General features: G+C 67.9%; 23 protein-coding genes. 8 read left to right on the top strand and 15 right to left on the bottom strand.

Annotated elements, in window-relative coordinates; all coding sequences use genetic code 11:
• Positions 1-29: 29 nt before the first annotated feature.
• From AC069I_RS01620 to AC069I_RS01630, 3 genes are all read right to left on the bottom strand, one after another.
• Positions 30-1,247, bottom strand: coding sequence for a M14 family zinc carboxypeptidase (locus tag AC069I_RS01620; protein ID WP_478264643.1), 1,218 nt, complete (start codon positions 1,245-1,247; stop codon positions 30-32).
• A 118-nt stretch (positions 1,248-1,365) separates the two neighbouring features.
• On the bottom strand, positions 1,366-2,778 hold the full coding sequence (locus tag AC069I_RS01625) for a S8 family peptidase (RefSeq protein WP_478225084.1): 1,413 nt from the start codon (positions 2,776-2,778) through the stop codon (positions 1,366-1,368).
• A gap of 78 nt (positions 2,779-2,856) precedes the next feature.
• Complete coding sequence (locus tag AC069I_RS01630; RefSeq protein WP_478233909.1) at positions 2,857-3,111, bottom strand: SCO4848 family membrane protein; 255 nt, start codon at positions 3,109-3,111, stop codon at positions 2,857-2,859.
• A gap of 43 nt (positions 3,112-3,154) precedes the next feature.
• Between AC069I_RS01630 and AC069I_RS01635 the strand changes: the two genes are divergently transcribed.
• Positions 3,155-4,393: a D-alanyl-D-alanine carboxypeptidase family protein gene (locus tag AC069I_RS01635; RefSeq protein ID WP_478264644.1), complete on the top strand. Its 1,239-nt coding sequence runs from the start codon at positions 3,155-3,157 to the stop codon at positions 4,391-4,393.
• 2 nt (positions 4,394-4,395) lie between these two features.
• Here AC069I_RS01635 and AC069I_RS01640 read toward each other — a convergent pair whose 3' ends face one another.
• Complete coding sequence (locus AC069I_RS01640) at positions 4,396-5,424, bottom strand: YhjD/YihY/BrkB family envelope integrity protein (RefSeq protein ID WP_478264645.1); 1,029 nt, start codon at positions 5,422-5,424, stop codon at positions 4,396-4,398.
• 35 nt (positions 5,425-5,459) lie between these two features.
• Complete coding sequence (trpS, locus tag AC069I_RS01645) at positions 5,460-6,479, bottom strand: tryptophan--tRNA ligase (protein ID WP_478225080.1); 1,020 nt, start codon at positions 6,477-6,479, stop codon at positions 5,460-5,462.
• Between the two features lie 163 nt (positions 6,480-6,642).
• Between trpS and AC069I_RS01650 the strand changes: the two genes are divergently transcribed.
• Positions 6,643-7,389 carry a S1 family peptidase gene (locus tag AC069I_RS01650; RefSeq protein WP_478264646.1) on the top strand — a complete coding sequence of 249 codons (747 nt, stop codon included), beginning with the start codon at positions 6,643-6,645 and terminating at the stop codon, positions 7,387-7,389.
• Between the two features lie 470 nt (positions 7,390-7,859).
• Here the strand turns inward: AC069I_RS01650 and AC069I_RS01655 are convergent, their stop codons facing one another.
• Positions 7,860-8,186: a hypothetical protein gene (locus AC069I_RS01655; RefSeq protein WP_219154100.1), complete on the bottom strand. Its 327-nt coding sequence runs from the start codon at positions 8,184-8,186 to the stop codon at positions 7,860-7,862.
• A 398-nt stretch (positions 8,187-8,584) separates the two neighbouring features.
• Here AC069I_RS01655 and AC069I_RS01660 point away from each other — a divergent pair, with 398 nt between their 5' ends.
• Positions 8,585-9,472 (top strand): glycoside hydrolase family 19 protein, encoded by an 888-nt coding sequence (locus AC069I_RS01660; RefSeq protein WP_125798268.1) that lies wholly within the window; start codon positions 8,585-8,587, stop codon positions 9,470-9,472.
• 56 nt (positions 9,473-9,528) lie between these two features.
• On the opposite strand, the gene AC069I_RS01665 is transcribed toward AC069I_RS01660, so the two are convergent.
• Positions 9,529-10,029 (bottom strand): MarR family winged helix-turn-helix transcriptional regulator, encoded by a 501-nt coding sequence (locus AC069I_RS01665; protein WP_478225076.1) that lies wholly within the window; start codon positions 10,027-10,029, stop codon positions 9,529-9,531.
• A gap of 65 nt (positions 10,030-10,094) precedes the next feature.
• Between AC069I_RS01665 and AC069I_RS01670 the strand changes: the two genes are divergently transcribed.
• Positions 10,095-10,595: a cupin domain-containing protein gene (locus AC069I_RS01670; protein ID WP_478264647.1), complete on the top strand. Its 501-nt coding sequence runs from the start codon at positions 10,095-10,097 to the stop codon at positions 10,593-10,595.
• Here AC069I_RS01670 and AC069I_RS01675 read toward each other — a convergent pair.
• The 4 genes from AC069I_RS01675 to AC069I_RS01690 form a co-directional block, all read right to left on the bottom strand.
• The gene (locus AC069I_RS01675; protein WP_478264648.1) at positions 10,589-11,437 is read right to left on the bottom strand and encodes a hypothetical protein; all 849 of its coding nucleotides are present in this window, start codon (positions 11,435-11,437) and stop codon (positions 10,589-10,591) included. The genes AC069I_RS01670 and AC069I_RS01675 overlap by 7 nt on opposite strands.
• Before the next feature lie 71 nt (positions 11,438-11,508).
• On the bottom strand, positions 11,509-11,598 hold the full coding sequence (locus AC069I_RS01680) for a hypothetical protein (protein ID WP_478225073.1): 90 nt from the start codon (positions 11,596-11,598) through the stop codon (positions 11,509-11,511).
• Between the two features lie 183 nt (positions 11,599-11,781).
• Entirely contained in the window at positions 11,782-12,018 is a 237-nt protein-coding gene (locus AC069I_RS01685; RefSeq protein ID WP_478225072.1) for a nucleotidyltransferase family protein, read from the bottom strand.
• Positions 12,019-12,080: 62 nt separating this feature from the next.
• Positions 12,081-12,887, bottom strand: a complete 807-nt coding sequence (locus AC069I_RS01690) for an exodeoxyribonuclease III (protein ID WP_478225071.1) — start codon at positions 12,885-12,887, stop codon at positions 12,081-12,083.
• Between the two features lie 56 nt (positions 12,888-12,943).
• Here AC069I_RS01690 and AC069I_RS01695 point away from each other — a divergent pair, with 56 nt between their 5' ends.
• Entirely contained in the window at positions 12,944-13,687 is a 744-nt protein-coding gene (locus tag AC069I_RS01695) for an MBL fold metallo-hydrolase (protein WP_478264649.1), read from the top strand.
• A gap of 60 nt (positions 13,688-13,747) precedes the next feature.
• Here the strand turns inward: AC069I_RS01695 and AC069I_RS01700 are convergent, their stop codons facing one another.
• Positions 13,748-14,053: an SH3 domain-containing protein gene (locus AC069I_RS01700; protein WP_340684631.1), complete on the bottom strand. Its 306-nt coding sequence runs from the start codon at positions 14,051-14,053 to the stop codon at positions 13,748-13,750.
• 191 nt (positions 14,054-14,244) lie between these two features.
• The gene (locus AC069I_RS01705) at positions 14,245-15,468 is read right to left on the bottom strand and encodes an NADP-dependent isocitrate dehydrogenase (protein WP_340684632.1); all 1,224 of its coding nucleotides are present in this window, start codon (positions 15,466-15,468) and stop codon (positions 14,245-14,247) included.
• Positions 15,469-15,706: 238 nt separating this feature from the next.
• On the opposite strand from AC069I_RS01705, the gene AC069I_RS01710 reads away from it, so the two are divergent.
• The 3 genes from AC069I_RS01710 to AC069I_RS01720 all read left to right on the top strand — a co-directional run bounded on the left by AC069I_RS01710 (position 15,707) and on the right by AC069I_RS01720 (position 17,901).
• Positions 15,707-16,216, top strand: a complete 510-nt coding sequence (locus AC069I_RS01710) for a hypothetical protein (protein ID WP_478264650.1) — start codon at positions 15,707-15,709, stop codon at positions 16,214-16,216.
• An 83-nt stretch (positions 16,217-16,299) separates the two neighbouring features.
• Positions 16,300-16,884, top strand: coding sequence for a hypothetical protein (locus tag AC069I_RS01715; RefSeq protein ID WP_478264651.1), 585 nt, complete (start codon positions 16,300-16,302; stop codon positions 16,882-16,884).
• 21 nt (positions 16,885-16,905) lie between these two features.
• A complete protein-coding gene (locus AC069I_RS01720; RefSeq protein ID WP_478264652.1) occupies positions 16,906-17,901 on the top strand; it encodes a DUF2203 family protein in 996 nt (331 codons plus the stop codon).
• Positions 17,902-17,904: 3 nt separating this feature from the next.
• Here AC069I_RS01720 and AC069I_RS01725 read toward each other — a convergent pair whose 3' ends face one another.
• Positions 17,905-18,759 carry an alpha/beta fold hydrolase gene (locus AC069I_RS01725; protein ID WP_478264653.1) on the bottom strand — a complete coding sequence of 285 codons (855 nt, stop codon included), beginning with the start codon at positions 18,757-18,759 and terminating at the stop codon, positions 17,905-17,907.
• A 108-nt stretch (positions 18,760-18,867) separates the two neighbouring features.
• A complete protein-coding gene (locus tag AC069I_RS01730; RefSeq protein ID WP_340684637.1) occupies positions 18,868-19,302 on the bottom strand; it encodes an Lrp/AsnC family transcriptional regulator in 435 nt (144 codons plus the stop codon).
• Between the last annotated feature and the right edge of the window lie 95 nt (positions 19,303-19,397).

Below are 19,397 nucleotides of genomic sequence, written 5' to 3' on the forward strand. Positions count from 1 at the left end.
GTAGGGAAGGAGGCCTTCACGGAAAGCCGCTACTCCAGCACCCGAGCGAGAGCGGCCGAGTCGGCTGTACCCGGCAGCCGGTCGAAGTCCTCCGGGTCGATGTACCCGACAGCGCCCGTGCTCACGTCCCGCAGCATGTTGTACAGCCCCGCCATCACCGCGCGCGTGAACCGCTCCCGGTGCTGCTGCCCGAGCGTCTGCGTCTGCCCGCGTACCTCGAACAGCACCGTCCCCGTCCCGTTCAGCGCGAACGAACACCGCGCCTGCCCCGGCAGATCCCGGTCCGGCGCGTGCGGATACCGCGCCCCGACGAAACCGCGCGACGTCATCCCGTTGAACGCGCTGATCGCCAGCTGCCGCGATTCGTCCTTTGTGTACACATCGCGGTACTTCGCGTACTTCTGGCCGGGCTCGAAGAACTTGTCGGGCAGCGGCGGGTAGTCGATGCCGACGTCGAGCAGCCGGTTGCTGCCTTCCTGCCGGACGCAGGCGCCTTGATGGTGCAGATCGACATAGACGTCGGGCACCTTCCCCCGCGAAGCGGTCAGCTCCAGGTACACCGAACGCAGCGCCCGCGCCTCGGGCGTGACGAACCACCCCGGCTGGTCCGGCGCGCCCGGGAAGTCCTCCGCGCGCGGGACGTAGGCCAGGTCCGGGTTGAAGTCGCGGTTGACGTCGAATCCCGGCCGCTTGCGGTAGTCGTCGCCTTGGAGGACGCCGCTGAGGTAGTTCCAGGCGGGCGGGCGGTCCTTCAGCTGAGGGAACTTCCGCTGCACCTCCGCCCACGAAAGGTCGTTGCCGCGCCGGTCGAGTTCGGCGCCGTCCGGGTTCAGTTTCGGCACCGCGACGAAGGTGATGGTCTTCCGCAGCCGCTCGGCGTCCCGCGACTCCGACGTGCCGAGGTAGTCGAGGATGCGCAGCAGGGCGTCGGTGCCGGTCTTCTCGTTTCCGTGGATCTCGCTGGAGACCACGAAGACCTCCGGCCCGGTCCCGACCATCGCCTGGTGAATCACCCGGCCGCGGTTCGACCGCCCGGCCTCCTTGACCGTCACCCGCCCTTTGCTCACCCGTTCGAGCCTGCCGAGTTCCCGCACCATCTCGCGATAGTCGGTGAACTCGTCGATGGGGAGTTCCCGCGGCTCGTCGCTGCAGGGCGCCACCGGAGCCGCCACCGCCGCGGGCGCGCTCACGAGCGGGAGCATCGCCAGCCCCAGCACCACGGGAACCAACCGACCGGACAACGACATCGTGAACTCCCCACTGTCGAAGGTGCTCACAACGTAGCGAGGACACCATCGGAAGGGCCAGGAAAACGAAACCGGGGCCGTCCCACGAACGTGGACCGGCCCCGGCGATCGCGCGAAACTACTTCACCGCGTCCAGAGCGTTGACGCGGCCGTGGCCGTAGTACGAGTTGTCCTTCTCCGGACCTTCACAGACCGGCGCCGCAGTCCCGCACGGAACCGCATCCGCCTGGTGCTCCAGCAGCCACCTCAGCGCCGCGGGCGGAGCGTGCCGGAAACGGGACGCCAGCAGCGCGGCGACACCGGCGACGTGCGGAGACGCCATCGAGGTGCCGCACTTGGCGCCGTACCCGCCGTTGAAGATGGTCGACAGCGGGCAACCCACCCCCTGGCCGACGGGCGGCAGCTGGGCGCGGTCGCCGCCGGGGGCGGTGACCGAAACGTCGTCACCGTAGTTGCTGTACGACGACTTCGTGCCCGCGTAGCCGATGGCCGAGACGTTGACGACGCCGTCGATGGCCTTGGGCAGGATGCCGCAGCTCTCGTCGACCGGGTGCGGACGGTTCGGGTCGGTGGTCTGCTCGTCCGGGTCGAAACCGCTGTTGCCGGCGGCGGCGACGTTCAGCACGCCGCGGCCGGTCGAGTAGGACACCGCGCGGCGGACGGCCTCGTACGCGGCCGCGTCGCCCGGCTCCTTCGAGCAGTAGAACATGCCCGGGTCGATGTAGTAGCTGTTGTTCGTGACCGGGAAGCGGTGCTTCGCCGCCCACATGAACCCGCACACCGCGGCCTCGGGGAGGATCAGGCCGTCGTCGTTCACGACCTTCACCGACGCCAGCTTGACACCGGGCGCGACACCGGTGAAGCCGCGTGCGGCGTCCTTGCCCGCGATCGTGCCGGCGACGTGCGTGCCGTGGTCGGAGTTCGTGGGTGCCCAGGCGGCGGGCGTGGTGTCGGGCGCGCCGCTGTTGCAGCCTGCCGACACCTTCGGGTCGAGGGCCGCCTTCAGCGCGGGGTGGGTGGGCTCGATGCCCGAGTCCAGCACGCCGACGGTCACCGACCGGCTGCCACCGGAGATCTTGTTCGCCTCGGGAGCCTGGATCGCCCGCATGTCCCACTGCTGGGCCGACAGGTCCTCTTCGAGGGCGACGCTGGTGGTCTCTTCGTTTTCCTTGGTGTCGACCACGGCGGAGCGGGTCGAGCGGGTGGTGGCCGCGGGCGGGAACGCGACGTCACGGCCGCCCGAGTAGGCGCGGAAGACGCCGATCTTCGCCTGGAAGTCGGCGTTGCGCGAGGTCGCGACCGCGACCCCGATCTCCGGGTAGTACGCGACCTTCTCGCCGCACTTGGCGCGCAGTTCGTTGTCGACCTTGCGCTCCGGGGTGCGCGGGTCGTAGAGCACCACGTAGTTGAACGGGGCGCTCGCGGTGTCGCACTGCGGCGCGGGCGCGGCGCTCGCCGACGGAGCCGCGAACACGCTTCCCGCCGCCGCCGCGACGAGCGCGGGGACGAGCAGGCGTCTGATCCGGGACATTCCACCTCCATGATTCGGTGGAGTGAACGTAAGGGAGCCGAAGGCCGTCCACCACCGTCAAAAGGACGACAAACCTGATCAGGCGTCAGCCTTTTCCGCGTCCCGTGACTCGGCGCCACGCAGCGTGCGCAGACCGATGAGCCCGATGATGGTGCCGAGCACGAACGAGACGACCGTCAGCACGGCGTGCACGATGAAGTAGGCGGTGGGCGAGCCGTCCGCGGCCCAGGCGCGGTCACTGTCCCAGAGGTTCTTGGCGAACGTGATCCAGATGATCCACGACCACACGCCGAAACCCAGCAGGAACATCGAAGTACCTCGCGAAATGCGCATGCCCCTGAGTATGCAGCGAGCCCGGCGACGCTACATTGCTCGGGTGCACAGCGCTATCTCCCGGTCGCTCCTGGTCCTCGTTTCCGGTGTGCTCGCCCTCGCGGTGACGCCGGTGGCCACAGCCGCCCCGAAGCCACCAGCCCAGGCGCAGCCGTGCGCGAACAAGGTGACGCCTCCACCGCCCGTCGACACCTCCGAGAAACCGCGCCCCGGCGAGGCCGCTCCGGCGCCGCTGCCGGTGCCGCCGGTTCCGGTGGGTGGCGACCGGATGGCCGAATGCGGGCTCGTGCTCCCGAAGCGTGCGCTGAACCCGCCCGAGGGGAACACCTCCGCGTCGTGGGTGCTGCAGGATCTCGACACCGGCGACGTCATCGCGGCGAAGGATCCGCACGCCCGTCAGCGGCCGGCGTCGCTGATCAAGGTCCTGCTCGGGCTGGTCGTGGTCACCGAGCTCCCGCCCGCCAAGATCGTCGTGCCGACCAAGGAGGACGCCGAGCAGGAGTGCACCTGCATGGGCATCGCCGCGGGCGGTCAGTACACAGTGGACCAGCTGTTGCACGGACTGCTGATGCACTCGGGTAACGACGCGGCGCACGCGCTCTCCACCGTGCTCGGCGGCCTGGACGCGACCCTCGCGAAGATGAACGCGCTGGCCACCCGGATCGGTGCCACGGACACCCGGGCCGCCACACCGTCCGGGCTCGACGGCCCCGGTATGTCGACCTCCGCCTACGACATGAGCCTGATCTTCCACTACGCGATGAAGAACCCCGAATTCGCCAAGGTGGTCAAGACCAAGAGCTTCGAAGTCCCGGCCACCGCGGGAAAACCGGTCGTCACGATCTACAACGACAACAAGCTCCTCGGCAGCTATCCCGGGTTCACCGGCGGGAAGACCGGCTTCACCGACGACGCGCGCCACACCTACGCCGGCAGCGCGGTCCAGAACGGTCACCGGGTCGGGGTCGTGATGCTGCGCGCCGAGCAGCGTCCGACCCGGGTCACCGAGCAGGCCGCGAAGCTCCTCGACTACGGCATCGCGCTGCGCGAGTCCAAGGCCGAATCGGTGGGACGCATCGAATACCGGTCACCGGAAACGGTGAACGCGGACCCGGCCAACGCCGCGCCGAACGCCGATGGCGCGTCGAACAGCGGAGCGGCGGCCGCGGCCGAAGACCCGTTCGGCGTGACGGGCTGGATCATCACGCTGGTCGTCTTCCTGATCATCGTGGCGTCGTTCGTCGTCGGCCACCAGCGCAAGAAGGCCATGGCCGGCGAATAACGTCAGGACTTGCGACGGCCGAACCAGCCCAGGAGCGCGCCGGTCGCGAAAGCCCCGCCGACGGCGCCGAGCCCGGGCCCCTGCTGAACGGTCACCCGCGGGTGGATCAGCACCGGGGCAGGTGGCTCGATGACCGTCTTCAGGTTCTCTTTCGCCGTCGCCGTCCACGCGGTGACGAACAGCAGGAACCGCGAAACGAGGTTCGCGAACACGAGCAGGCCGATCACCGGGCCGAACAAGGTGAACGCCGGTGATTTCGTGACGCTGCCGAGGTAAACGGTCGCGGCCTGCTGGAGCACGACGAAACCGACCGCGGCGAAGATCGCGCCTTTGACCGCGCTGCGCAGCGCGACATGCTCACGCGGAAGCCTCGCGATGACCCACAGGAAGACCAGGGTGTTCGCGAGCAGGCCGAGCAGGATCGTCGCGGCCTTCAACAGGAACACGGCCCAGCCCTGGTTCTCGAGGCCGACCAGTTCGAGCAGGAACCGCCCGACGCCGCTGCCCGCGGCGGTGAGCCCGAACGAGATCACCAGCGCGACCCCGAGCCCGACGAGGGACAGCAGATCCTTGATGGTGGTCGAAACCAGCGGGAGCTTCTGCTTTTCCTGCCCCCATTGGGCGGTCAGCGCGTCACGCAGATTCGACATCCAGCCGACCCCCGAGTACAGGGCTAGCAGCAGGCCGAACACCCCGATACCGCCGCCGGAGTCCAGCGCCGCCTTGATGATGCTGCCGACGAGATCGCTCAGCCCTTCCGGGACCGACTTCTTGATGCCGTCGACGAGCTGGTTCGTCACCACCTGGTCACCGGCGAGCACGATCTTGATGATCGCGAAGGCGACCATCAAGATCGGGATCACCGAAAGCACGCTGAAGTAGGTGATGGCGGCGGCATAGTGATTGCCGTAGCGCTCGGTGAAGGCGTCGTTGGCCCGGATGAGGTGATCGAGCCAGCCGTACTTCCGCCTCAGGCGCGGTAACAGCTTGTCCTGTTCCGGCTTCGCGCCGTCATCATTCGCCACCGTCAAACGCTAACCACACCGCGACGACATCGCAGCGCGAATCAGCCCGCCGGGGGAAGGAACCCGATGTTCTCGTAGACGTTCCGCAAAGTCACCGAAGCGACTTCCCTGGCTCGTTGCGCACCGAGCGCCAATGCCTTGTCGAGCTCGGCGACGTCGTCCAGATAGGACTGGACGCGTTCCTGCACCGGCGTGACCCAGTCGACGAACGCCTCCGCGACACCCTTCTTCAGGTCGCCGTAACCCTTGCCCTCGTACGAGTTCTCGAGTTCGGCGACCGGCTGGTCGGTCAGCGCGGAGAGGATCGTCAGCAGGTTCGAGACGCCCGGCTTGTTCTCGGCGTCGAAGACGATCTCGCGGCCGGTGTCCGTGACCGCCGAGCGCACCTTCTTCGCCGACTTCTTCGGTTCTTCGAGCAGCTCGATGAGGCCGTTGCCGGTCGACGAGGACTTGCTCATCTTCGCGGTCGGGTCCTGCAGGTCGTAGATCTTCGCCGTGTCCTTGACGATATGCGGCTCCGGCACGGTGAACGTCTTGCCGTAGCGGTTGTTGAACCGCTGCGCGAGGTTGCGCGTCAGCTCCAGGTGCTGCCGCTGGTCCTCGCCGACGGGGACCTCGTTCGCCTGGTACAGCAGGATGTCGGCGGCCTGCAGGACCGGGTACGTGAACAGGCCGACACTGGCGCGATCCGTGCCCTGCTTCGCGGCCTTGTCCTTGAACTGCGTCATCCGGCTCGCTTCGCCGAACCCGGTCTGGCACTCCAGCACCCAGCCCAGCTGGGCGTGCTCGGGCACGTGGCTCTGGACGAACAGCGCGCTGCGGGCCGGGTCGACCCCGAGCGCGAGCAGCTGCGCGGCCGAGCGGCGCGTGCGATCGCGCAGCACCTTCGGATCCTGCTCGACGGTGATCGCGTGCAGGTCGACGACCATGTAGAAGGTGTCATGGGTGTCCTGCAGCCGCACCCATTGCCGCAGCGCGCCCAGGTAGTTGCCCAGGTGGAACGAGTCGGCGGTCGGCTGGATCCCGGAGAGCACGCGCGGGCGCTTCTGTTCGTCGGACACGCCCGGATTCTCTCAGGCCACGCCGCGGCGGGTCATCCGGCCTCGTCCCGGCCGAACGGTCTAAACGGTTAAACGCCACATACTTCCGACGGTTCTGGGCACGGTGCCCGATTCCTAGCGTTCAAGGCACCGGATCTTCCGGCCACACCGAAGGAGAACCCAGATGAAGGCACGATCCCTACTGATGGGCTTGGCCATGGCGGCCGCGGCCGTCTTCTCGCTTTCCGGCGTCGCGGCGGCGGCCGAGCCCACCGGAGGCGTCCAGCCGAACATCGTCGGCGGCGGCAACGCGACCCAGGTCTACTCGTTCATGGTGTCCCAGCAGTCGAGCTCCGGCGGCCACCAGTGTGGTGGCTCACTGATCAGCTCGACCTGGGTGGTCACCGCGGCGCACTGCGGCACGCCGTACCAGGTGCGCGTCGGCACCACGAACCGCACCAGCGGCGGCACCGTCGCCCGCGTGGCCCAGCGCATCGCCCACCCGAGCGCCGACCTGGCGCTGCTGCGTCTCTCGACGGCGGTGTCGCAGGCGCCGGTCACGATCGCCGCTTCGTCCGGGGCCGTTGGCACCGCGACGCGGATCATCGGCTGGGGCCAGACCTGCCCCGTCCGCGGTGGTTGTGGCGCCCCGATCAACCTCCAGGAGCTGAACACCTCGATCGTCGCCGACAGCCGATGCAGCGGCATCAGGGCCGCCAGCGAGATCTGCACCAACAACCCCAACGGCAACTCGGGTGCCTGCTACGGCGACTCGGGCGGCCCGCAGGTCAAGCAGGTCAGCGGTGTCTGGCAGCTGGTCGGCGCCACCAGCCGCGCCGGGAACAACAGCAGCACCTGCGCGACCGGGCCGTCGATCTACGTGGACGTCCCCTACTTCCGCAGCTGGATCCGCACCAACTCCGGCGTCTGATCCGGTCCCCGCGTCACCCCACCGTCCCCGGGGGCGACGCGGGCCCAGCCGGTTCAGCAAGGAACCGTGCGGAAGTTCGAAGAGCCGCTCCAGCAGCGCGACCGCCTTCAGGGAGTCGCATCGCTCGGGGCGGCTTCTTCCTGTCCGCCAGTAGCTCAAGGTCGCGACGCTGACCCGGACACCCTCCAGGGCGAGCCGGTGCCGGATCCGGTCGAGGCCGAGGCCGCTGTCCATGATCGCCCGGTCCAGGGCGCGGGGGAAGGGGTCACCGGGCCGGCTGCGACGCCGTGTCACCGTCATGGACCCGAGCGTGGCGATCAGCGAGCGGCTAAACAATCCGGGCCGGACTAGGTGTACCTACCCAAGAAATCCGCCGACCTGCGTTTAGCCCCCTAATCGCGATCTGCCTGGCCCAGGGCACCGACCTGCGTTTAGCCCCCTAATCGCGATCCGGGGCCGGGAGGCGCAGGTCAGGGGCGCTGCTGGCGAGTGAGGGCGTCGTCCGCGAGCACGGCTTCGGCCATCGCGGCGACGTGCGGGGTGGCGGGCTGCGCCGGGGCGGGAGCGGGGGCGACGGCGGCCGCGCGGGCCTTCCGGCGCTGGCGGAACACCCCGAAGGCCATCCCGACGATGCCGAGCGCGACGGCGATCAAGCCGACCGGGCCCAGAAGACCGAACGCCATCTCCGACCGCGACGTCGTGTCCGCGGCCGATGCCGGTACCGCGCCCGCGACGAGCAGCGCGACCGGGATCGCGACGACCGCCGCGGCCCTCGCCGCGGGCATGGCCGATCGCACCAGGAGATGAACTGGGTTCCGCACCGGAGTGCCTCCCGTGACGTGACTTTGCCGAACCGGAACGATAACCCGAACGAGTGAGCATTTCCAGGCTGCTGGTCAAAAAACTACCGAGCGTGTCAAGACCTGTGGGTTCTGATCAACTCGGGGCACGAGAGTAACCCCTCACAGGGGGGATGTTTCGAGCACCCCTCTTCTCAGAGTTGTCGAGCTCAAGATCGGTTTCCGACAAAACCGGACAGGGTTGGACCATTCGACTGTCACACGCGGCCGAACAGGCGGTATCCGGCTTTCCGCGGTTGGTTTCTTGTCCGCAATGGTTTATACCTGTTGGCCATACCCCTTAAAAGGTATAGACCAATCTCCCTGCATGGTCCCCTCGCACGAAGGAGCCACCGATGTCTCTTCGACGTATTCTCGCGGCGGTCGCCGCCACCTTCGCCGCCACCACGGTCGCCGTGGTCGTCCCGGCCCAGTCCGCCTCCGCCGCGGACTGCGTGGCGCCGTGGAACGCGAGCTCGGTCTACTGGGGCGGCAACACCGCCTCCCACAACGGGCACAACTGGTCCGCGAAGTGGTGGACGCAGAACGAAACCCCTGGTAGCGCGCAGGTCTGGGCCGATCAGGGCGCCTGCGGTGGCGGCACGACCAACCCGCCGAACCCGTCCGGCTTCGTGGTCAGCGAGGCCCAGTTCAACCAGATGTTCCCGAGCCGGAACCCCTTCTACACCTACAACGGCCTGGTCACCGCCCTGAGCGCATACCCGGCCTTCGCGGGCACGGGCAGCGACACCGTGAAGAAGCAGGAAGCGGCGGCCTTCCTGGCGAACGTCAGCCACGAGACCGGCGGCCTGGTCCACATCGTCGAACAGAACGAGGCCAACTACCCGCACTACTGCGACACGAGCCAGTCCTACGGCTGCCCGGCGGGCAACGCCGCGTACTACGGCCGCGGCCCGATCCAGCTGAGCTGGAACTTCAACTACAAGGCCGCCGGCGACGCGCTGGGCCTGCCACTGCTGACCAACCCGTGGCTGGTGCAGAACGACGCGGCGGTCGCTTGGAAGACCGGCATCTGGTACTGGATGACCCAGAACGGTCCCGGCACGATGACCCCGCACAACGCGATGGTCAACAGCCGCGGCTTCGGCGAGACCATCCGCAGCATCAACGGCAGCATCGAGTGCAACGGCGGCAACCCCGCCCAGGTGCAGAGCCGCGTGAACAAGTACCAGCAGTTCACCGGCATCCTCGGCGTGAGCCCGGGCGGCAACCTGTACTGCTGATCCATCCAGGGTGCTGAAGGGGCCCTTCGCCGCATGTGACGCGGCGAAGGGCCCCTTCAGCTTTCGAGGGACGTCAGCAGTCGTCGCAGCGAAGCGTCCAGGACGCCGAGGTCGTCACCAAGCGGCGCGAGCAGCTTCGCGACGTTCGCCGTGTGCTCGGTCATCGCGGCGTCGACGACTTCGAACCCGCGCCCGGTCAGCGTGACCCGGAAGCTGCGCCGGTCTTCCGGATCCAGCGCCCGTTCCACCAGCCCCGCCGACTCGAGCCGGTCGATCCTGCTGGTCATCCCGGCCCTGGACATCATCAGCGTCGCGGAAAGCTCGGACGGGATCAGCGTGTACGGCTTCCCGGATCGCCTGAGCGCCGCGAGCACGTCGAACTCCCCTTGCTTCAAGCCGTGCTTCGCGAACACGGCTTCCACCATGGGAGTGGTCAGCATCGCCACGCGACCGAGTCGCCCGGCGACCCCGATCGCGGTCAAGTCCAGCTCCGGCCGCTCGCGGCGCCACGCGCCGACGACCGCGTCGATCGCGTCCGTGTTTCGTTCTTCGCTCACGGACGCAGTCTATTCGACAGGAGATAGTTTGACAGCGAACTATCAGTGATGGAACTATCGCAGGCATGACCCAGCGCATCGAAACCCGTGAAGCCGTCCTCGTCCGCGCCGCCGAAGCCGAAACCGTCGGTGCGACCCCCACCCTTGTCACCCTGCTCGCCGACGTCTCGACCACAGGCGGAGTCATGAGCAGCGCGCGAACACGGCTAGGCGTCGGCGCCGATGGGGCCGCGCCGCACTACCACACCGACTCCTCCGAGATGTTCTTCATACTCGGCGGAAAGCTGGAAGTCCTTGTGGGAGAAGAAATCGTCACCGTTTCCGAAGGCGACATGCTGGTCGTCCCGCCACTGACCACACACGCGTTCCGCGCGGCCGTCGACTCGTCGGCGGACGTCCTGATCGTGTTCATCCCCGGCGTGGAACGGTTCGGCTACTTCCGCCTACTGGAGAAGGTCGGACACGGCGAAGCGACCGTCCAGGATCTCTTGGACAGCCAGGAAAAGTTCGACAACCACTTCGTCGAGAGTCCAGTGTGGACGGAGAGCGCGAAGTCCCGTCAGTAGCCGCGCGGCGGGTACCCCGGCGGCGGATACCCGGGCTGCGGGTACTGCGGTGGCGGGTAGTGCGGCGGCGGATAACCGTGATGCCGCGGCGGATACGGCTGCTGTCCGTACTGCGGCGGAGGCGGGTACTGCTGCGGATAGCCGGGGTTCTGCGGCGGATACGGCTGGTGCGGGTACTGGGGCTGCTGCGGGGCGGGCTGACCGCCGCCGAGGTGGAACGGCAGCAGCGACACGAGTTGCGCGAGACGCCCCAGCGTCGAGAGCACGTCATCCGGCTTGGTCCGGCCGAAGGTCGGATTCTCGACGTAAACCAGTTCCGCACCCACCAGCGACCAGGTGTGCAGCTTCAAGGACCGCATCGTGGCGGCGACCTGCGGCGTCAGCACGCCGACCGCGACGTTCGGGTCGGTGTCGATCAGCTTGTACCAGCGGTTGAACTTCCGGTCCGCGGTGGCGGGCTCCGGATACTGCTCGACGTCCCAGGCGGACTCGATGCTCGACACGATCTGGAAGTTCGGCATCGGCGCGGGCAGGGTGACGGCCCAGACCGTGTCGATCGAGATCGTGTCGAGCTCGTTGACCTTCTTGTTGGTCCACCGCGTGTGCACACTCGTGACCGTCGGGCGGCGGTGGTAGTCGAAGACGCTGAACCGCAGCCCTTGATACATGCCGCTCAGCGCGCCGAACGCCATCCGCTTGTCGCCGCGCTGGTTGAACGGCAGCACCGTCCACCGTTCCAGCATGTTCGGCGCGTCCGGGCTGAACTCCCACCCGTACTGGCCGGACATCGCGTAGCGCTCGGCGTTCGTCGCCTCGATGCGCCTGGCTTCGTTCGTCTCCATCGCGACCCCCGATTCTCCCGGCGTGCAGCCTATCCGGAGTACATCGGCGTTACGGGCGCGCGTGGTCGGACCTACGCGTCTTGCCACCGCCGCAGGACGCCGATCAGCCCAGGAAGCCGCTCTGTGAGCACCTGCCGCACCAAGGCATCGTCGACCGTCACGTAACCATGGATGAGGATGTTACGGAAGATCCGGCACTTGCGCCGCCAAGTCGCTATCCGCTTCGGACAGCTGGTTCAGCACCTCACCGATGATTTCGCACCGACGCTCGACAGCCCTCGCCTTTGCTGAACTCACTCAGCAGTTCCGCTGCCCTCAAGGCGTCCCAAAGGTAAGCCCGAGCATCACGCTGTATAGAGCAGCTCCCGAGTCTCCAGCACCTGATGCTTGAAGTACGGATTGCGAATGCTGGTCACACTGATGAGGTCCACGGGACGACCCAGGACCCGCTCAAGGCCTTCCTTCCGAACGAAGTAGTCGAACCCCGGCCCAGCATCGAACTCGACAAACACGTCGACGCCGCTGGACCGCAGGTCGAACCTGTCACTCACGGCTGAGCCGAACAGATCGAGGCGGCGCACTGAGTGCCCGGATCCCGGAGGTCACGGCGAACAGCCGGGATCCGGAATTGCCTGCCGGCTGCTCAGCCTGAGTAGGTGGCCGTCACCGGCGCGTGGTCGGACCAGCGCCGGTCATAGGACTCGGCGCGCTCGACCACGACGGAGGTGCACCGCTCGGCCAGGCCGGGGGTGGCGATCTGGCAGTCGATGCGCCAGCCGGTGTCGTTGTCGAACGCCTTCCCGCGGTACGACCACCAGGTGTACGGGCCGGGGCCTTCCGGGTCGAGCTTGCGCTGTACATCGACGTAGCCGGCCTCGCTGAACACGCGGCCGAGCCAGTCCCGCTCCTCCGGCAGGAAGCCCGAGCTCTTCTGGTTTCCCCGCCAGTTCTTCAGGTCGATCTTGTCGTAAGCGATGTTCCAGTCGCCCACGACGACGACCTCACGGCCGCCGGCCTCGGCCTTGGCGCGCAGGTCGACGAGGTACGGCAGGAACGCCGTCATGAAGCGCTCCTTTTCGTCCTGGCGCGGGGTCCCGACGTCGCCGCTGGGCAGGTACAGGCTCGCGACCACGACATTCGGCAGGTGGATCTCGGCGTAGCGGCCGCTGTCTTCGAATTCGGGCTCGCCGAAACCGATGCGGACCTCTTCCGGCTCCGCCCGGCTGAAGAGCATGACGCCGTTGCGCCCCTTCTGCGCCGACGGCGCGTGCACCACGTGCCAGCCTTCGGGCGCGGCGGCACCGGCCGGGAGCTCCTTGAGCTCGGCCCGGACCTCCTGGCAGGCGACGACATCGGCCTTCGTCGAGCCCAGCCACTCGACGAAGCCCTTTTTCGCGGCGGCACGAAGGCCGTTGACATTCACAGTGGAGACGGTCAGCACCCGTCGCACGCTACCCGGGGGGTCCGACAGAACCGGCAGGGCGTTCGCTCTGCGAGACTGCGCGCATGAGCGAGCTGACCGTGCTGGGCAGCTGCGGCGCCTGGCCGGAACCTGGCCGGGCCTGCGCCGGCTTCCTCCTGGTCCACGAGGGTTTCAAGGTCGTTCTCGACCTCGGCTACGGCGCCGCGTCACGGCTGTTCGAACACTGCCCGGGCGGCCGGATCGACGCCGTGGTGGTGACGCACGAGCATCCCGATCACTGCGCAGATGTGAGCGCGCTCGGCCGGGCCCGTGCCTATGGGCTGCCGGACGAGCCGAAGATCCCGCTGCACTGCACGCCGGGCACGGTGCGCCGGCTCGAAGCGCTGGAGCCGCGACCGCATCCGACGACGATCTTCGACGTGCGCGAACTCGGCCCGCCGCGCGAGGTCGGCCCGTTCCGGATGACCACGTTCCTGCTTCCGCACCATGTGCCGAACTACGGAGTCCGCCTGACCGCGCCCGAGCTCACCGTCGCCTACACCGGCGACAGTGGGCCAAGCCCGATCCTCGCGGAACTGGCGCGCGACGCCGACCTCCTCATCGCCGACGCCACGCTTCAGGGACCGTCGCCCGACGAGACGCCGCGTCTGGTGTCCACGGCGGGCGAGGCCGGGTACTGGGCCGAGCGAGGCGGCGCCCGGCGGCTGCTGCTGACCCACTTCTGGCCCGGTTCCGACCGCGGGATCTCGGTGGCCGAAGCGCGGAAGGAGTTCAGCGGCGAGGTGCTGGCGGCCGAGGAAGGCACCCACTTGCGTTTCGCGGGCTAAACGCGAACCCCCAGGCCAGGGCCCAACCTGCGTTTCGCGGGCAAAACGCGAACCCCCAGGTCACGGGCCGCATTTCGCGCCTTCGACAGGGGGCGCGAACTCGGCGGAGACCCACTTGCCCTCGGCGATCTTGCGGAAGCCCTTCTCGACCACCGGCTGCGCGTCGATCTTCGTGTCCTTGACGTACTTGCCGACGATCTTCTGCCCACCGGGGGTGTCGCGCGCGTTGAGCACGTCGGCCGTCACCACGACCTGGCAACCGGTCGGGCTCGACGCGCTCGACTCCCTGTCCTGCCCCGAGATGGCGACGACGACGATCAGCGCCAGTCCGCCGCCGATGAACAAGACCGGTTTCGAGATGGCCATGATGGTCACTCCTCGAACAAGGGAATCGTTTTCTGTCCGGTCCAGAGTGGCAGAAGCCGGGGCGGTCGCCCAGATCCCGGATTGCCAACCACCCGGAGGCGCCAACCCCGGCCGGTCACGGGCTACCCACCGTCACCACGCGAAAAGGCCCCCTTCCGCGAGGGAAGGGGGCCTTCAAGCGTTCACGAGACTCAGCCCTGGGCGATCTTCTCGGCCAGGTTGGCGTCCAGCGTCGCGAGGAACTCCTCGGTGGTCTGGAACGGCTGGTCCTTGCTGATCAGCAGCGCGAGGTCCTTGGTCATCTTGCCGCTCTCGACGGTCTCGACGACGACCTGCTCCAGCTTGTTCGCGAAGCCGATCAGCTCCGGGTTCGAGTCCAGCTTGCCGCGGTGCTCGAGCCCACGAGTCCACGCGAAGATGGACGCGATCGGGTTGGTCGAGGTCGGCTTGCCCTGCTGGTGCTGGCGGTAGTGCCGGGTCACCGTGCCGTGCGCGGCCTCGGCCTCGACGGTCTTGCCGTCCGGGGTGCGCAGCACCGAGGTCATCAGGCCCAGCGAGCCGAAGCCCTGCGCGACCGTGTCGGACTGCACGTCACCGTCGTAGTTCTTGCAGGCCCAGACGTAGCCGCCCTCCCACTTCATCGCCGCGGCGACCATGTCGTCGATCAGGCGGTGCTCGTAGGAGATGCCCTTGGCGTCGAAGTCGGCCTTGAACTCGGCCTGGTAGATCTCCTCGAACACGTCCTTGAACATGCCGTCGTAGGCCTTCAGGATGGTGTTCTTGGTCGACATGTAGACCGGGTACTCACGGTCGAGGCCGTACTGCAGCGAGGCGCGCGCGAAGTCCTCGATGGACTTGCGGAAGTTGAACATGCCCATGGCGACGCCGCCGCCCTCGGGGTACTGCGCGACCTGGAACTCCATCGGCTCGGAACCGTCGGCCGGGGTGTAGGTCATCGTCAGCGTGCCGGGGCCGGGGACCTTGAAGTTGGTCGCCTTGTACTGGTCACCGTGCGCGTGACGGCCGATGATGATCGGCTTGGTCCAGCCCGGCACCAGGCGCGGGATGTTCTGGATGACGATCGGCTCGCGGAAGATCACGCCGCCGAGGATGTTGCGGATCGTCCCGTTGGGCGAGAGCCACATCTTCTTCAGGCCGAATTCTTCGACGCGCGCCTCGTCCGGCGTGATCGTGGCGCACTTGACGCCGACGCCGTGCTTCTTGATCGCGTTGGCGGAGTCGATGGTGATCTGGTCGTCGGTGCGGTCCCGCTCCTCGATGCCCAGGTCGTAGTACTCCAGGTTCACGTCCAGGTACGGGTGGATCAGCCTGTCCTTGATGAACTGCCAAATGATGCGGGTCATCTCATCGCCGTCGAGCTCGACGACGGTGCCCTGGACCTTGATCTTGGCCATGAGCAGCGGTGCTCCTTCCGCGGATCTTCGCGTTCTACTTCAGTCTCCGGTAGCGGTACAAGCGTACTGCTTAACGGTGCTGGATGGTTCCAGTAGTGGCCGGTATCAAGTCTCCACGAGGCGAATGTGTCCGACGTCACTCGGTCGTACGACGGTCATCCGGCCGTCACGGGAACGACGGCGACCGCGTCATCATCGAACAACACTCCTCCGCCAGCCCACCGGAAAGGGCGATCCCATGTCGACCAACCCCTACGCCGTGCCTCCGTACGAGCAGCCTCAGGCGCCGGAGCCCTACGCCCAGCCTAGGCAAAGCGGTCGCGCGGTGCCCCGGGTGCTCAGCGGGCTCGGCGGTGTCCTGCTCACGCCGGTCGCGCTCGGCCTGACGATCTACGGCGGCTCGCTGCTCCAGCGGGGTTTCTCGCGCTCCTTGTCCATCAGCGAGGACCCGCTCGGCATCGTCCTCCTGATCCTGGGCGGCCTGCTCCTGCTCGGCGTCGCGTTCCTCGGGGCGCTGTCCGGGCTCGGGCCGGTACTGGGCGGGCTGCTGTGGGGAGTACTGCCGGGCCTGGCGTTCCTCCTGAGCCCGCGCGATGCCATGAGCCTCGTCTACGACGTCGGCGGCAGCGGCCTCGGCGTCGGCCTGGTGACCTGGCTCGTGATGGGCGCGCTGGTCGGGAGTGGTTTCCTGCTGATCGGGGCCGGTTTGGTCGGCACCCTCTCGCGGCGCCGCTCAAATCGCGTTTAGGGGGCTAAACGCGATCCGCCGGAGATCGAAGTGAACCGAAGGGGGCCGGCGTCCGTAGTCCGGTGCAGGGAGGTGACCCGCCCATGTCAACGCACCGGTACGTCGCGGAGTACGACGACGAGGACTACCAGGAGTACGGCGAGTACGAGCAACCCAAGGACCCGCGCAGGCCGTACGAGGACGTCGAGTCGTATGAACCGTACGAGCCCTTCGACGACGACCTGGGATCCGAAGACCCGCGCGCGGGCCGAGGCGTGCGTCGCGTCCTCAGCGGCGCGGGTGGGCTGATCCTGACGCCGGTCGCCCTCGGCCTGCTGGCTTGGGGCGGCCTGCGGCAGCAGATGCTCGTCCAGGCGACGCTCAGCACCCAGCGTGACGTCCTCAGCATCGTTCTCCTGGTGGGCGGCGGGGTCCTCCTGCTGTCGGTCGGACTGCTCGGCGCGCTCTCGGCGACCGGCCCGATCCTCGGCGGCCTCGTCTGGGGTGTCGCCCCCGGCGTGGCCACGATCGCGGTCCCGGAATGGGGATTCCGGCTGGTGAAGTATCTGCCGCAGAACGACGTCACCTACGGCGTCACGAGCTGGCTGTTCATCGGCGGACTGCTCGCGACGGGCTTCCTCCTGACCGGCGCGGGCCTCGCGTCGAGACTCGCCCGGCGGCGCCGCTGAGCGGGCTGGGACCATCGGCGCATGGGTTTGTTCACCGTTCCCGAAGCCCGCGCCGAGCTCGCCCGGCTACGCCCCGTGCTCGACGAACTGGTCCGGCTCCGCGCCGACGCGGCCGAACTCGCCGCGTCCCTGCGCCCCGGCGGCCGCGAGACCTCGCTCGGCGGGATGCCGGAATGGAAGGCCGCGCAGGCCCGGCTGGACGACCTGATGACCACCGTCCAGAGGACGGGCGCGGAGCTGAAGGGATTCGCCCCGCTCCTGATCGACTTCCCCGCCGAACTCGACGGCGCCGACGTCCTGCTCTGCTGGCTCGAAGGCGACGCCGAGCTGTCCTGGTATCACCGCGCCGACCTGGGTTTCGCCGGACGCCGCCGTCTCCCGGATAAGATCGCGGTCGTGAGCGAGGAGATCGCGGCCGGGCTGTTCGACGGCATCGCCGCGCGCTACGACGAAGACACCTTTCACGGCTTGGTCGCCGACGCGCTCGTCGACGGCCTCGGCTGCACGGCACCCGAGCGTGTTCTCGACGTCGCGACCGGGACGGGGGTGGCCGCGTTCGCCGCGCTGCGCCTGGAGCCGGGTGAAGTGCTCGCGATCGACATCTCGCCGGGCATGATCGCCCAGGCCGAGACGAAGGCGGCGACGCACGATCCCGGCAAGCGCATCACCTGGCAGGTGGCTTCCGCGGTTCCGTCGCCGGTGGAGGACGAGGGCGCGGACGCCGTGCTGTGCGCGTCTTCGCTGCACTTCCTCGGCGCGGCCGCCCTGCGCGACTGGCTGCGCGCGCTGCGCCCCGGCGGACGCGTCGGCTTCAGCCTGCCGATCGCGTCGGCGTTCCGGCCGTCGGAGGCGTTCGCCGCGATCGTCCCCACCGACCTGAAGCTGCCGGAAACCGAGGACGACGCGGCGGAACTGGCCTCCGGAGCCGGCTTCACCGAGGTGACCGTGAAACGGCTCGACGTCGAAACCGAGGATCGGGTCCGGTCGGTGTTCGTGGTGCACGCGACCAGGCCCTGACCCCTACAGCGGCGCGAAGAACGGCACACACTTCGGCGCGGGCGCGTTCTCCGGGTCGAGCGCCTTGAGGATCAGGCTCGTCACGTTCGGATCGATCGCCTGGCTCAGGTGCCCTGAAACGTCGGAGCCGCATTTGTCCTGCAGCACGATGTCGGTCGCGCCCGGCTCGTCCAGCACACCGCTGGTGTACGGCGTGACCACTCGATCGTGGCGGCTCACGATGCTCGTGTAGGTCGGCCCCGGCACGGTCACGCCGTCACGGGCGAGGTCGTCGAGGAAGTCCGATGGCGCCAGGTATTCGCGGCACGCCCCGCAGACGCCGTCAGCGAGGAGATCGATACCGGGCAACGACAGCACGGCCTTGGCGAGGCCGGAGAGGCCGTTGAGCGACGTGCCCTTGAAGTTCGAGCCGAACCCGACGAAATGCTTCACCTTCTCCGCACCTCCCTCGAATTTGAGGTAGTACGCCGGCATCGTCGTGCCCTCGGAATGCCCGACGATGTCGACCTTGTCCGCGCCGGTACTCGCTCGCACGCGATCGACGAACACGCCGAGTTCGACGGCACTCTTCCGCATGGAGGCGAGCCCGCCGAACAACTGTCCACCCAGGACGGTCGCACCATAGGTCAGCGAATAAACGCAGTAGCCGGCGTTCTTGAGCTTCGGCGCGTGGTGGAACCAGTTGGTCGTCGCGTTGCCGCCGAGACCGTGCACCAGCACGACGGGCTCGGGATGGTTCGCGCTCGGCTTGCACGACCAGTCGTTCCAGCCGCTCGACGGCGCCGCGCTCGCCACCGCCGGGACGGCGATCGTGAACGTCAAGGCCGCGATCAGCGTGGTGAGGATCCGAGCCCGCATCCCTGCCTCCGGTTACTCGTCAGTATGTGATGCGAGTCATCCTGCGTCACAAAGCGACGAGCTGAACCAGGAGAACGACCAGACTTGCCTGTCAGTTCTTGTGATGGATCACAAGGGCAGGAGCACTCGTCGTTCGATCGGGCTGGACATGACGATCGACGTCGTCGTGGCGCCCAGCACGGAGAGGTCCTCCAGCAACTCCTCCAGGTGGGTGGTGTCGCGCACGGCGATCTTCAGGATCCAGCAGTCCTCGCCCACCACATGGTGCAGCTCGAGGATTTCGGGGCGGTCCATGATCTTCCGCGTGCGCGGATGGCGGACGGTGAACCCGCTGTGCGGCGCCATCCGCACGAACGCCCGCAGCCCCAGTCCGATCCCGGCGGGCGAAACGAGCGCCGCGTAACCGGTGATCGTGCCGTCGGCTTCGAGCCGTTTGACCCGCTCGCCGACGGCGGCGGGACTCAGCGAAACGCGGCGCCCGAGCTCGCTCAGAGTGATGCGGCCTTCCTCCTGGAGGAGTTCCAGGAGTCGCCGGTCGATCACGTCCAGTGAGCTTTCAGCGAACCCGCGATTCGACCGAGATTCTTTCAGCGATTCCGCCGATTCACCCATGTTCTCCCCTTCAAATGCCCGGATCG

This window comes from Amycolatopsis sp. NPDC043885, assembly GCF_056435685.1.

Excerpts from the sequence above, each read along its gene's own strand:
- AC069I_RS01620 (WP_478264643.1), bottom strand. The coding sequence starts at position 1,247 with ATGTCGTTGTCCGGTCGGTTGGTTCCCGTGGTGCTGGGGCTGGCGATG.
- AC069I_RS01625 (WP_478225084.1), bottom strand. The coding sequence starts at position 2,778 with ATGTCCCGGATCAGACGCCTGCTCGTCCCCGCGCTCGTCGCGGCGGCG.
- AC069I_RS01630 (WP_478233909.1), bottom strand. The coding sequence starts at position 3,111 with ATGCGCATTTCGCGAGGTACTTCGATGTTCCTGCTGGGTTTCGGCGTG.
- AC069I_RS01650 (WP_478264646.1), top strand. The coding sequence starts at position 6,643 with ATGAAGGCACGATCCCTACTGATGGGCTTGGCCATGGCGGCCGCGGCC.
- AC069I_RS01660 (WP_125798268.1), top strand. The coding sequence starts at position 8,585 with ATGTCTCTTCGACGTATTCTCGCGGCGGTCGCCGCCACCTTCGCCGCC.
- AC069I_RS01670 (WP_478264647.1), top strand. The coding sequence starts at position 10,095 with ATGACCCAGCGCATCGAAACCCGTGAAGCCGTCCTCGTCCGCGCCGCC.
- AC069I_RS01675 (WP_478264648.1), bottom strand. The coding sequence starts at position 11,437 with ATGGAGACGAACGAAGCCAGGCGCATCGAGGCGACGAACGCCGAGCGC.
- AC069I_RS01695 (WP_478264649.1), top strand. The coding sequence starts at position 12,944 with ATGAGCGAGCTGACCGTGCTGGGCAGCTGCGGCGCCTGGCCGGAACCT.
- AC069I_RS01700 (WP_340684631.1), bottom strand. The coding sequence starts at position 14,053 with ATGGCCATCTCGAAACCGGTCTTGTTCATCGGCGGCGGACTGGCGCTG.
- AC069I_RS01705 (WP_340684632.1), bottom strand. The coding sequence starts at position 15,468 with ATGGCCAAGATCAAGGTCCAGGGCACCGTCGTCGAGCTCGACGGCGAT.
- AC069I_RS01710 (WP_478264650.1), top strand. The coding sequence starts at position 15,707 with ATGTCGACCAACCCCTACGCCGTGCCTCCGTACGAGCAGCCTCAGGCG.
- AC069I_RS01715 (WP_478264651.1), top strand. The coding sequence starts at position 16,300 with ATGTCAACGCACCGGTACGTCGCGGAGTACGACGACGAGGACTACCAG.
- AC069I_RS01720 (WP_478264652.1), top strand. The coding sequence starts at position 16,906 with ATGGGTTTGTTCACCGTTCCCGAAGCCCGCGCCGAGCTCGCCCGGCTA.
- AC069I_RS01725 (WP_478264653.1), bottom strand. The coding sequence starts at position 18,759 with ATGCGGGCTCGGATCCTCACCACGCTGATCGCGGCCTTGACGTTCACG.